Origin of the sequence: Pseudoalteromonas sp. McH1-42, from assembly GCF_022347845.1 — a bacterium.
Lineage (GTDB): Bacteria > Pseudomonadota > Gammaproteobacteria > Enterobacterales > Alteromonadaceae > Pseudoalteromonas > Pseudoalteromonas rubra_D.
Genome location: NZ_JAKRFU010000008.1, coordinates 47,840 through 61,779, shown reverse-complemented (window position 1 = coordinate 61,779; position 13,940 = coordinate 47,840). Strand labels below are relative to the sequence as shown.

General features: G+C 45.1%; 7 protein-coding genes. All 7 read right to left on the bottom strand.

Features of this window, described 5'->3' with window-relative positions; translation table 11 throughout:
* Positions 1-201 precede the first annotated feature (201 nt).
* Positions 202-1,212: a quinone-dependent dihydroorotate dehydrogenase gene (gene pyrD / locus MHN31_RS07945; protein ID WP_125559293.1), complete on the bottom strand. Its 1,011-nt coding sequence runs from the start codon at positions 1,210-1,212 to the stop codon at positions 202-204.
* Between the two features lie 254 nt (positions 1,213-1,466).
* Entirely contained in the window at positions 1,467-6,305 is a 4,839-nt protein-coding gene (locus MHN31_RS07940) for an NAD-glutamate dehydrogenase (RefSeq protein WP_125559291.1), read from the bottom strand.
* A gap of 202 nt (positions 6,306-6,507) precedes the next feature.
* Entirely contained in the window at positions 6,508-8,838 is a 2,331-nt protein-coding gene (locus MHN31_RS07935; protein ID WP_239443984.1) for an MMPL family transporter, read from the bottom strand.
* Entirely contained in the window at positions 8,838-9,836 is a 999-nt protein-coding gene (locus MHN31_RS07930; protein ID WP_138536656.1) for a YCF48-related protein, read from the bottom strand. The genes MHN31_RS07935 and MHN31_RS07930 overlap by 1 nt, the downstream gene beginning before the upstream one ends.
* 109 nt (positions 9,837-9,945) lie before the next feature.
* On the bottom strand, positions 9,946-11,313 hold the full coding sequence (locus MHN31_RS07925) for a DUF1329 domain-containing protein (protein WP_125559282.1): 1,368 nt from the start codon (positions 11,311-11,313) through the stop codon (positions 9,946-9,948).
* An 11-nt stretch (positions 11,314-11,324) separates the two neighbouring features.
* Positions 11,325-13,442 (bottom strand): DUF1302 domain-containing protein, encoded by a 2,118-nt coding sequence (locus MHN31_RS07920; protein ID WP_125559279.1) that lies wholly within the window; start codon positions 13,440-13,442, stop codon positions 11,325-11,327.
* A 236-nt stretch (positions 13,443-13,678) separates the two neighbouring features.
* On the bottom strand, positions 13,679-13,900 hold the full coding sequence (locus tag MHN31_RS07915; protein WP_125559277.1) for a DUF2835 domain-containing protein: 222 nt from the start codon (positions 13,898-13,900) through the stop codon (positions 13,679-13,681).
* Positions 13,901-13,940: the final 40 nt, after the last annotated feature.

The following is a 13,940-nucleotide window of genomic DNA, read 5'->3' as shown; positions in this document are numbered from 1 at the left end:
AGAAGTATATCGCGAATTATCACTGTGTAAAAATTTTTGTAATAACAAATTGTTTTAGATCATCGTGCTATATGAATGATCTTTATAAGGAAAAAACGATCTTTTCCACAAGGAAAAGATCGTTTTTCACATTAGCTCAAGAGTTCGTCTGTATATTTCAAAATAATTACAAACCATTTCATAAGCTTATAAAACAGCTAGTTAGATCTCAGTGAGGATCTTTTTGATCAACTGAGGTCCTTCATAGATAAAGCCAGTGTAAACCTGCACTAAATCTGCGCCTGCATTGAGCTTTTCTTTTGCCGCTGCGGCGCTGTCGATCCCGCCAACACCAATAATAGGCAGTTTACCTTCAGTCATTCGTTTCAATTCACTAACAACTTGTGTGGATTTTTCACGTACCGGACGACCCGATAAGCCACCGGCTTCTTCAGCGTGCTCTAACCCTTTAACCGCTTCTCTTGATAAGGTTGTATTAGTTGCAATAACACCATCAATACGGTTGTTAACTAATGACTCGGCAATTTGCTGCAACTGTACAGCGTCAACATCGGGTGCGATTTTTACCAGCATTGGTACTGACTTTTTATGCTTCTCGATGAGGTCGATTTGCTCGTTCTTTAAACTTTGCAGCAAGTCATCCAATGCTTCGCCATATTGCAGGTCGCGCAAACCCGGTGTATTGGGTGACGATATATTAACGGTAATATAAGATGCATGCTCAAACACTTTGCGCATACAGTGAATGTAGTCATCTTTGCCCTGCTCGTTCGGCGTATCTTTATTTTTACCGATGTTGATACCCAGGATCCCGTTATAACGCGCTGCTTTTACATTGTTAACCAGGTTGTCGACCCCTTTATTATTGAAGCCCATCCGGTTAATAATTGCGTTCGCTTCAGGCAACCTGAAGATCCGCGGTTTTTCGTTACCTGCCTGAGGTCTTGGTGTGACCGTTCCCACCTCAATAAAGCCAAATCCCATCTGGCTGAATGCATCAATGCATTCTGCATTTTTATCGAGTCCCGCAGCTAACCCAACCGGGTTGTCAAATTCCAGGCCAAGGAAATTAACCGGTTTCTTTGGAAGTGACTGTGACCAGGCCATACTTAATGGGGTATTCGCGAAGCGGCGTAAATTTCCGAGTGCGAAATCATGAGCCCACTCGGCATCTTTACTGAACATATAGCGACGCGCTAAATCATAAAACATGGAGACTCCTTAAGTTCCTAGTAACGTATGACACCAATCAGCATTAATGCATAACCAATTTAAAGAATAAAACCTGCCGCTAACTGTGTTAAAAACCTCTTGTTTTGTACACTAAACAGCTAAATTATTGCCAGATTATCGACAGGGTTTTCTTGCCTCAAAGTGGCTCATCTAATGAACCAATTCAGTATCAATTTCAAATCTGAGATAAAAAAATACCCCAGCAATGCCGGGGTATTTTAACGGGTTATTTTCTATTTGGAAGTGTCACAGTTGTGACTCAACAACATCAGCTCACGCAATGCCACTGAGAACTTCGCAAAGTCATGGCTTTGTGAGGTCTTGAACTCAGCCAGCATCTGTTGCCAGCGTAGCAACAAGGTAGACTGATTTTCCATCCACTGATTGATCAGTGAATCAACATCATGGTCGTCTCCCTCAAAGCTGTTCAATACAACTTCAGACAAAGCACGTTGCTGCCAGTCCAGCTCTTCACGGTAAGATGCACGCGCCAGAGCCTGCCAGTGGTTAGCGACAGGTTGTGCAGTGATCTGATCCAGGAACCAGTGCAGACCCATATTCGCACCCAGTTTGAAGTAGGTGTTTGACACCACGTCAATCGCGCGACCGGCGTTTGCTGCTACTTCAGCCAGATCCATTACAGAGAACAGACTAGACAGAGAAACGATACGCATAGCAATTTGCTCTGGTACACCTTGTGCGACAAGCGCTTCGGCTTTTTCTGTCAAACGTGCACTTTCATCTTCAACCATGTAGTTGTTCAGGTTATTGCTCAGATCAGCAAAGGTCGGCGCAAAGAATGCGATGGTTTCTTCAATCGTCATACCTTTGTTACGGTGACGCAGGAACCAACGTGTCGTGCGACGTACTGTACGACGCAACTGATACAACATTTCAGTCTGTACTGCTGATGGAATATGGTTATCCAATGCTGCAATTGACTGCCAGGTCTCTTTCATTTCGAAAATTTCACTGGCAATTGAGTAACACAGCGCAATTTCGGCTTCCGTTGCACCAGTTTCTTCGTGCATACGGATCATGAAGTTCAGACCCATGTCGTTAACGATATTATTCGCAAGTTTAGTTGCAATAATCTCTTTACGCAGTGGGTGGTTATCCATTGCCGCGTTAAAACGCTCACGCAGTGGGATTGGGAATGAATTTACTAACAGCTGACGATAGTATGGATTCTCTGAGATCTCATCAACAACCAGAGACTCCTTCAACACCATTTTAGAGTAAGAGACTAACACAGACAGCTCTGGACGAGTCAGATCTGACCCTGCCGCAGCACGCTCTGCGAGTTCTTCATCAGTAGGCAAAAACTCTATCGTACGGTCAAGCTTACCGTCTTTTTCCAATGCATGGATAAAGCGAATTTTCTCTTTCAGTGTTGCTGGGCCTTTCGACTTAGTGATAGACAGCGTATGTGTTTGACGGTAACAATCTGCCAGTACCAGCTCAGATACTTCATCAGTCATGGCATACAGAAGTTCATCACGCTGTTTCTTAGTCAAGTCACCTTCAGCAACAAGGCCATTCAACAAGATCTTAATGTTTACTTCGTTATCCGAACACGCCACACCACCAACGTTATCGATAAAGTCGGTGTTAATGCGTCCGCCCTTCTCAGCAAACTCGATACGACCCAGCTGAGTTGCCCCCAGGTTACCACCTTCACCGAAGATTTTCGCACCCAGTTCAGAACCATCGATACGCAAACCGTCATTAGCACGGTCACCTACATCTGCATTGGATTCAGACTTAGCTTTAATGTAAGTACCGATACCACCGTTCCATAAAAGGTCAGCTGGCATTTTAAGTAGCGCTTTAATCAGCTCATTTGGTGTCATGCTGGCTTTTTTAGTGCCAATCATTTTCTTCATCTCAGCGGTCAATGTTATTGACTTAGCTGCACGAGAGAATACACCACCACCTTCAGAGATAAGCTCTTTGTTGTAGTCTTCCCAGCTTGAACGAGGTAAGTTGAATAAACGATCACGTTCTACATAAGACGATGCCGCATCCGGGTTCGGGTCGATAAAGATGTGCATGTGGTTAAAGGCTGCCTGCAGGCGAATGTGCTTAGACAGCAACATACCATTACCAAATACGTCACCACCCATGTCGCCGATACCAACCGCTGTAAAATCAGTTGTCTGACAGTCAATGTCCATTTCTCGGAAATGACGCTTAACCGACTCCCACGCACCTTTCGCAGTGATACCCATTTTCTTGTGGTCATAACCAATTGAACCACCAGAAGCGAATGCGTCGCCTAGCCAGAAGTTATACTCTTCAGCAATACCGTTGGCAATATCAGAGAATGTGGCTGTTCCTTTATCGGCTGCAACAACCAGATATGGGTCATCTTCGTCATGACGAACTACGTCAACCGGTGGAATGATGTCGCCATGAATGATGTTATCTGTGATGTCTAACAGGCCACGGATGAACATCTTGTAGCATTCCTGACCTTCTTTAAAGAAGCCTTCACGATCGTTTGGCAGTTGCTTACAAACAAAACCACCTTTTGAGCCGACAGGAACGATTACCGTATTTTTAACCTGTTGCGCTTTAACCAGACCCAGTACCTCAGTACGGAAGTCTTCACGACGATCTGACCAACGCAAACCACCACGTGCTACTTTACCACCGCGTAAATGTACACCTTCTACACGAGGTGAATAAACGAAGATTTCATACGCAGGCAGCGGCAGAGGCATCTCAGGGATCGCATGCGGGTTGATCTTGAATGAAATATAAGATTTGTTGCTATCGTCCGCTTCTTTTTGATAGAAGTTGGTACGCAACGTGGCGTTGATCATGTCAACATACATGCGAATGATGCGGTCATCATCCAGGTTAGCAACGTTTTCGAGCTCCAGGTAAATTTTCTCGATCAGTTTCTCAAGCGTCTTCTCAGCCGCTTTTTTCGCTGGTGAGAACTTCTTCACAAACAGCTCAACAATTTGTGCTGCAATGTGCGGGTAATGCTCAAAGGTATTTTCGATGTATGACTGCGAGAATGTCACACCAATCTGACGCATATACTTAGCATACGCACGCAGAATTGACGCTTCACGTCCGGTCATGCCACCCAGCAGAACCATGCGATTGAAACCATCGCTCTCAAGACGGTTATTCCAAACGTTAGTCAGTGCAGCACGGAAACGGGCTGACACTTTATCAAAGTCTGCAATCCCTTTTGAGTCGATCATCATGGAGAAATCCATGATCCAGTTTACCTGACCGTCGCTACTCTTGATCGCATAGGGCGTTTCACCAATCACGCGAAGACCAAAGTTTTCCAACATTGGCATAACGTCAGACAGGTGAATTGGTACGTCTTTGTGGAACAAGCTCAAACGAACGATTTCGCTGTTCGATTCTTCCTGCGGACGATAGAAAAGCATTTCCAGCTTTTTCTCATCGCTTAGCTGCTCCAGCTTCTCAATATCGACCACAGCGGCACTTGGTAACACTTGATCTTTGTATGAGTGTGGAAACGCGTTGGCATATTTACGGTTTAGCTCATTACCGCGGGTTTCGCCATTGCTACCAAGCAGTGCTGATTGTAGTTTGTCTTCCCAAGTGCGAGCGGCTTCTGCCAGGTTGTTTTCAATGTCTTTCACGTTGTACTTAATACTGTTATCTGCCACACGTACGATGTAATGCGTTCTCGCCAGTGTGGACTCTGAGAAAAAGGTCGTAAACTCAACTTTTTCATTGGACTTAAATGCATCTGCCAACAGTTTTTGAGTTTCACGACGTAGTGCCGTGTTATAGCGCTCACGCGGTACATAGACCATGCATGAAAAGAAACGCCCGTATACATCACGGCGAACGAACAAACGACACATGTCGCGTTCCTGAATTTGCAATACGCCAGTTGCTACTTCCAATAGCTCGACTTCGCGCGCCTGCACCAACTCATCACGCGGATAAGTTTCCAGCAAGTTAAGCACAGCTTTATACGCGTGTGTCCCTTGTGCAAAGTCACACTGCTCCATAATGCGCTGGATCTTACTCTTAAGAACTGGCACATCTGCAGCGCTGTTATTGTAGAAGCTCGATGAGAATAAACCGATGAAACGGTCTTCACCAATAACGTTGCCCTGCTCATCAAAGCGCTTGATACCCACATAATCAATATAGGCTGGACGATGAACACGAGACAGTGAATTGGTCTTAGTTAAAATCAGTAGATTTTTGCTGCGAGCTTCTTTACGTGCGACTTCTGGTAGCTCAGACAGTAAGCGGCCGCCGTCATGGCTCGAGTTTTTCATCAAACCCAGGCTGGTGTCTGGCACTGCGCGCAGTTCATGATCACCCTGAACAGGCACTAGGTCGTACTGACGGTAGCCCATAAAGGTGAAGTTATCTGAAGATAACCATTCAAGGAACTCAACTGCTTCATTGACTTCTGCCTGTGAGCAGTCATGGTGACGCGTCGGTATCTCTTTACTGACCGCAACCAATTTATCTCGGATAGGCTTCCAGTCTTCTACAGCTACAGACACATCTTTCAACACTGATTCCAGTTCTTCGGTGAACTCTTTCATTGCTTTTGCGTCAGTCTGACGATCAATCTCAATGAAGAAAACAGTTTTTGTCGATGAGGATTCCTGCTCGGTTTTTAAGTTTGAAAGCGCCGTAATCTTATTGTCACCATCGCGCTTTACTTTAAGCGGGCTGTGTAACAGTAAGTGAGACACGATATTTTTGCGGCTAAGTGCCATGCGTACCGAGTCAACCAGGAACGGCATGTCTTTCGCGATGATCTCAACGATCGTGTGAGAGGATTGCCAACCATCTTTGGCTACTTCAGGGTTAAAAACGCGAATAACCGCATCGTCATTGGCATTCTTTTCCAGAGAATTCCAAAGACTCAATGCGGCTCCGTATAAGTCGCTGTCGTTACGATGTGCCAAGTCCTCTTTAGACATATTGCTGTACAAGGCTTTGGCAAAAGTTTCAACGAGCGACACGTTTTCGGCATGAACTTTTTTGTGGATCAGCTTGGTGACGTTATCCAGGATAACTGACGCTGGACCTTCATTTTGTGTCATTATGTGTTCCTTAATCTATACCACCTTTGAACGGTAGATTATTTGTACAGCCATTTATTAGCGTGGAGTCATGTGAATTTTAACCTTTCTGGCGCTAATAAAAAGCCTTTTCGACGAAAACATTATAGCCTTTTCAGCTGGTTGGTCAGATATTCACTAAATATAGATATAAATGGCCGAAACCGGCCATTTATAAGCACTTTTATTCACACTTTTTTTTCTGGTCTGTCCAGATTAAGGTTCCTATTGCAGGTAATAATAAAACGGCGCCCAGCATATTAACGAGGAACATAAAGGTTAATAATATCCCCATATCCACCTGGAATTTGAGTGCTGAGAAAATCCAGGTACTGACACCAATTGCCAAAGTAATCCCTGTAAAGAGTACTGCACTCCCCCTTTCGGCCAAGGCGTTACGATATGCATAAGCAAGTGGCACGCCTTGCTTAAGCTGCGTCATCATAGAAGAGAGAATATAAATACCGTAATCGACACCTATACCCACACCTAAGGCGATAACAGGTAAAGTTGATACAGTTAAGCCAATTTCGAGTTTAACCATCAAGGCTTGTGCCAGAGTAGATACGATATACAAAGGTAAAACCACAGCGATGGTTGCACGTACACTTCTGAAGCTAATCAAGCACAGAACGATAACAGCCCCATATACGTAGATCATCATGGGTAACTGTGCTTCAGATACAGATTCATTGGTCGCGGCCATAACACCAATGGGGCCAGAAGCTAGTTTAAATTTTACCGTATCGGTGCCCTCTTCCTGTGCAAACGCTTTTATCTGCGTGACTACATTATCTATGGTTTGGGCTTTGTGATCAGCAATGAAGATGATAATAGGCATCACAGAACAATCACCATTTAACAAACCTGTGCTTGTTTCAACTCGCGACGTAGCCTGAACCAGTGATGCGCCATTACGCGGTAATGTTTGCCACTTGAGATTGCCCTCGTTATAACCGGCATTCACAGATTGCGCGACTGAGCTCAGAGACACTGCAGACTGGACGCCTGGCAAGTTCTCAACGCGCCACTGAAAACGACTAATCCTGTCCATTGTATCGTGCTCTGTGCAGGCCGCAGGATAGGCTTCAACCAACACTTTGAGAATATCAGATGAAATGGCATACCGGTCTGAGATCAGGAAAGTATCCTGATTGTAGCGAGCGTCTTCATGAAGCGCGGGTGCACCTGCATGCAAATCACCTATTTGCATATGCTGAGATTGCCAGTAGCCAAGACCAAATAGAATCGCACTGACCAGCAAGATGATCCGTGCAACGCGCTTATCTGTAGTTTTCACTAGCGCTTCACGCATCGTGGTGAATAGCTTATTACTGAACGAGTTACCGTCATCAACACGATGTATTTTGCTCGAGTTATAGTAAGACGCCAACACTGGCAGCAGGATCAGGTTAGTGAAAATAATCACGGCCACACCCAAACTTGCGGTGATTGCCAGCTCACGAATAATGCCAATGTCGATAGCTAGTAACGTTAAGAAGCCTACGGTGTCTGACAGCAAGGCAATACCACCGGGGATTAACAGCGCCTTGAAACTCGCCTCAGCCGCCACTTTGCTACTAACGCCTTCAGCCACCTTTTTGCCGATCGCATTGATCATCTGCACACCATGACTCACGCCAATTGCAAAGACCAGGAATGGCACCAGAATAGACATAGGATCTAACCCAAAACCCAGAACAGTAAGTAGGCCCATTTGCCACACCACGGCAATCAAGGAGCACATAATAGGCAATAAAGTCAGTTTGAAACTCTTACAGAATAACCAAACCATCACAAACGTGAACAGAATCGCAACTGCGAAGAACAGAACTACCCCTTTTGCTCCATCTGCAATATCACCCGCCATTTTCGCAAAGCCAATGATATGGATAGATACTTTATCCGTGCTAAGTGGCTCGCGAATTTCACTTTCCAGTTTCTTCGCAAATGCCAACGTATCGAGCTTTTCCTGCGTTTGAGGATCAATTTCCATTAGTTGCGCTGTGACCATCGCACAAGAATAATCGCTGGCGACCATGCGGCCCACAACTTTGGCTTTTTCGATGTTTTGCTTAACCACAGCCAGACCTGCCTCGTCGGCAGAAAAGTTAGCAGGAATAATAGGACCACCCGCAAAACCGTCCTCTACAACCTCAACAAAGCGGGCGCTGGGCGCAAAAATAGAGTTAACCAGCGGGCGATTCACGCCAGGAATAAAATAAAGCTGATCATGTACTGCTTTTAACTGAGTAAAGAATTCTGGATTAAAAATATCTCCATCTGCATCACAGACGGATATCAAAATGCTGTTCGCACCGCCAAACTGTTTTTCATGTTTCAGGTATACCTTCATATACTCATGATTTAGCGGAATATTTTTATTGAAAGATGCATCAAGCTGGATCTGTGTTGCGCGATAGCCTAAGAACAGAGTTGCTATGATGAAGAGTATAATCATCGCAACACGATGTCTGAAAACAACGTAAACAAGTTGGTTTAACAATGACTGCATTAGTGTTTAACCTCTACTATCTGGATCCCGTTTTCCGTTGCCAGCACCAATTGTCCATCGAACATAACGCCGGCCATAATAGATTTACCATTTTTCAACTGCTCACTAGACAGACCTGTTTCGGTACGTGTGTGAATAACGCCACTGTTCGCAAACAAGTATTGTTGATCATCAACCGTCAATACCTGATTAATGGTAGCAGTTTTGTTGAATGCCAGACGCTGAAACTGAGATAACGCGGCGTCAGAGACAAATGCGTTTCCACGTAACCCGGCTGTGACTACCCGGCCATCTGCTGTTTTGCTAATAGTGAAAAGAGAACCTGCATAGAACTCAGGTAACTTACGCCAGTTTTTCCCGGCATCATCACTGACAGCGAATAAGCCCATCTCGCCGGCTAATAAATACTGTGAGCCATCAATCAGCAAAGTGTTGAAATGCGGCAGGATAAATGCGGTTTCATCTTCATAAGCCGCCGGATCATCTGCTTTTAGCTCCGCCAGATAGGTCACATCATCGGGGTGGACAAAAGCATCGATAAAACGCTTAGTCCAGTTTTTTCCGCCATCTGTCGTTTCATACATCATGCCGTAAGCACCAACAGCATAGCCAATTTGCTCATTGGCAAAAGTAATATCCAGACACGGTTTTTCGATATCTGGCAAATGTTGCTGAATTAGCCAACTCTGCCCGCCATCTTCTGTGTGTAAAATGGTTGCGTCATGACCACACGCCCAACCTTTTTTTTCGCTGGCAAACGTCACTGATGTCAGTAAACTTTGCACCGGCACTTGAGCCTGCTGCCAGGTTTTACCATCTTTGCTGGTCACTATGGTGCCATGCTTGCCAACTGCTACCAGCTGCGCACCGGTATAACTGATATCTGTTAATAGTGTACGCTGAGGATGTGCCACCATTAATGCATCAGAAGCTGCGGCTACTGCATCACTTTGCATTGCCATCACTGCAATCGTGGTTGCGACTAACTTCTTAATCATGATGAGTACTCGATAATTAGTGTGAGAGAGAATAGGAAGTGCAAATTCAGGGACTGCCAACACAGTCCCTGAGAAGTAGTACTGTGCCGGAATTAACCGGCAGCTGTGCTTATCGTCTGCCCTCGCGACGTAAAGCGCTTTGTGTGAACTCATTGTCCTGGAATGACTGGCTGAAGTCGTACATTTTCTCTTCGTTGTCGAGACCAATAGCCAAGTAACGGCGAGAGTTCAGATCATGGTAAACATCCAGCGTACTCCAATGAGTAGGCACATCATAGTAGTTCAGGCCATGGGCCATAGCTACGCGATACATTTGATCGCGGTTATCATACAAATCTGCAACGTGGATCTGCCAGCTATCCTCATCAATGTAGAAAACACGTTTCTTATAAATGTGGCGCGTGCCTTCTTTCAGATTTGCTTCAACTACCCAAACACGATGTTTCTCGTAGCGTACATGTTCAGGATTAACGTGACCGGCCATCAGAATATCGTCGTACTTCAGTTTATCACTGTGCAATTTGTAGCTATTGTACGGGATGTAAAGCTCCTGCTTACCTTTCAAAGTCCAGTTATAACGGTTCGGCGACCCGTTGAACATATCAAAGTCATCAGTAGTACGCAGGCTGTCCGATGCAGTTCCTGGTGCGTCATAAGCAACGTTTGGCGCACGGCGTACACGACGCTGACCAGTGTTATAAGTCCACGCCTGACGAGGAGTCAGGATTTGGTCCATTGTTTCATGTACCAGTAGTGCGGTTCCTGCCAAACGCGCAGGCTCAGTTACCTTCTGCTTGAACTTAAACAGAACATTAGACTCTTTTAACTCAGCAGGTGTCGCATCAGGATCTGAATATTTTACTAACAGCTGCTCATCAAAACCGATGATGTTGTAAGAGCCTGATGCAGTTGGCATCGCCTGGCCACCATAACGCGCGATTGACAAACCACGATAGCGTAGCAGGTGATTCCAGATAGCTTCTAAACCGTCTTTAGGGATAGGAAAAGGAATACCAATTGCTGTGTCTTTAATCCCATTACCATCTTCAATCAACTGCGCTGTTGCAGCGTACTTTTTAGTTGCATCATAAACAAACTGTGGATATGCAGCACTACGACGAGTTGGGTAAACATGCATTTTGAACGTGTCTGGGTAGGTATTGAACAAAGCAACCTGTCCCGGGCTCAGCTTATCTTTATGCTTATCCAGATTGGTTTTATCAATAGTGAACAAGATTTTATCATCTGCAAAAGGATCAGGATGGTGCATGCCCACTTTATAACCCGCAGGCGGCTTAGTGATCCCACCGGTCCAGGCTGGAATACTACCATCGGCATTGCCTGCTTTTTCTGCACCAATTGGAGTCAGATCCGCGCCTAAACGCGCAATTTCTTCAGGGGTCATTTTTGCAAATGCACCCGGTGCTGCCATCATTGTTATAATTGTTGCAGCAAGCATAGTAGGTTTTCTAAACATATTGAAAGCCCTTAGATTGAATACTTGATATTAAATGAAACGAAATCACGATCTGAGAATGTGTTGGTCTTGCCACCACCCCAGAATGCGTTATAACCAAAGTCAAATGACCAGGCATTTTGATAGTTAAAGTTCAGAGTCAAACCAACCGACTTACGATCTTCTACGAACAGGAACATTGGATCCGGTGTTATACCATTGACGTCATGAGAAAACACGATGCGAGGTGACATGTTAACGCCAGCAAACAAGTTATTGTATTCACCTTTAGCAATTAAGCGATAACCCCATGCAGAGGCGGTTGGGAATGGGTTTACTTCAGGACCATTTGAGATAGCCATATGCAACAGATCGTAGCTTTGACCGTTAATACCTTCAATCGTTCCGCTTCGGCCAGTACCCGCAACGTTTAAACGTAGCTCGTCATAACTCGGCATGTCTTTAATCGTGACGCCACCTACTTCACCAACCAACGCCCAGCTATCTGCACCCAGCGATGGGCCGAATAAGTGCGTTGCAGTGAATTGCAGCTGCATCGTGTCTTTCAACACATAACCCTGTGCAATTGCGCCTGGCTCTACATAAGCGACATCGTCACCTTTACTCAACTGAGACAAACCAGCGACGTCTGTGCGAATGCCTGCAAGAGCGAGCTGTTCCAACATACCCGCATAAAGCAACTCTACATCGTCAATCTGTAGAGGCTCGTCTTGGCGATAAGCAAACTCACCCGAGAATGCGGTTTCACCAATTGCGGTGTTGAAACTCAAACCGTACAACTTAATGTCTTCTGGGTATTCAATCAAACCTTGCGTAAATGCATTAAGGTTAGTGAAATTCTCATCATTCAGCGTGTTGTTCTGAATGTAATTCAAGTCGGCAGCAATGGCATCGCTGGTAAAGTTCGACGCCTTACCTGAGATCAGTGGGCGACGAGCATGGTAATTAATGTAGTATAACGCAAACTCAGTATCGTTAAGTTCTGGGGCAAACATACCCAGACGAATACCAAACTGACCACCATCCTGTGGCTCTCTCTTGCCATTCAGACCTTTGCCTTTCAGTGCAACTTTGGTTGGATATGCCAGATACATAGAAGTAAGCTGCGAAATAGCTGCTTCGCTTTGCAGTACATTTGGATCTGTAACGTCCAGGCCTTGAGCAGCTAACGCGCCCATCCAGTTTGTATGGAGGTTATTCAGTGCTTCAGTCAGATGTGCCAGATCAATATCCGGGTTGGCTGTGAAGCCGAGCTGAATATTCTGGTTGTAACCATTTTCTGACGCAAAATCATTAGTAGAGAAATAACTTCCTGTCGCAGGAAGGCGTGTTTCATGCCATTCATACTGATAAAAAGCTTCCAGCGTTACGTTATCCGTCAGGCCTAGAGAGGCCCAGAACATGCCGACCGGAATGAACGCTTCTTTTAGCTCTGCACCAGGTGCTTTAAGACGGTCGATATCAACCGGGTTTACATTAATACCGTGGCTGATCAGGGTACTTTCACCCCAGTTGACTACCTGGCGACCCAATCTGACTGATAACGGGTTTTTACCGTTATTGATATCAAAATCTGCCCAAACGAAGGCATCAAGTAAACGAACATCGGAGCAAACCTGCTCTTTAGTGTCGTCGTCTGCGCAAGGATCGACTTTCTGTCCAGATACCGGGTTGCTGTATGCAAAATCACCATCTTCCATCGCAAAATCGTAGAAATACATGAAACGAGAGAAGAAACCGTAGTTATCTTTACTGATGCCAAGTTCATGGGTGCCCTTGAGCAACTGAGAGAACGTGTCGCCCGAATCGAAGTTCAAGTTACCAGCGTCACCGTTGTTAGAGTATGCACCCTGTTGTGACCAGATCTGAGAAGACGAATAGATGGTGTTGCCTAATGAGGCATTATAACCGGTCCAGTTATAACGCGGGTGATTACTCTTACCAATGTGATCAAAGTCACGGTCTTCTACACGAATACTCTGACCGTAAGAAAACGTAGAATCAAAGGTCACATCAAAATCACCAACTTGGAACGTGGCGGCTTGCGCAGCAGTGCCAGCGACACCAAGACATGCAGCGCTTAGGCCCAGCATGATCTTGTTCTTCACAAAGCGCGATGTTTTTATCATTATTTCTCCCCCCTTTGGCGGGTAATTCTTATCAAGTTATTGTTTTTTGTTGTCGTAACGATAGAAGCGATAGCTTTAAATTACAAATAATACGCGTCTGATCGGTGCATTTTTATCTCATTGGAGCGTATTTCACTCATGGTAAGACGTCCTACCAGAGTAGTTATAACACGTAATTTAAGTTTAAAACAAACCGATTTAACAAAAATACTTTATGTCTCGTCGCATAATTGTCATCAAGCTACTTTTTCCAGCGCTACAAAGCGGTTATTTTCATCAAGCAACAAACGAAAGCGACCTCGAACGCCTAATGTTGATACGTGTCGCCTGATATGATGGGCAGGAAAGCGGATCCGCTTTCCCCCATCCTCTACGACTTGTATATACTCAACGTGTCCGTGGTAATACGCCATACATTGTTCATGGCTTAAATCCATGTAAAAGTAATACTCATGCATAATGTGGATACAAACCTTTACATATTTCGACTAAAAGCAC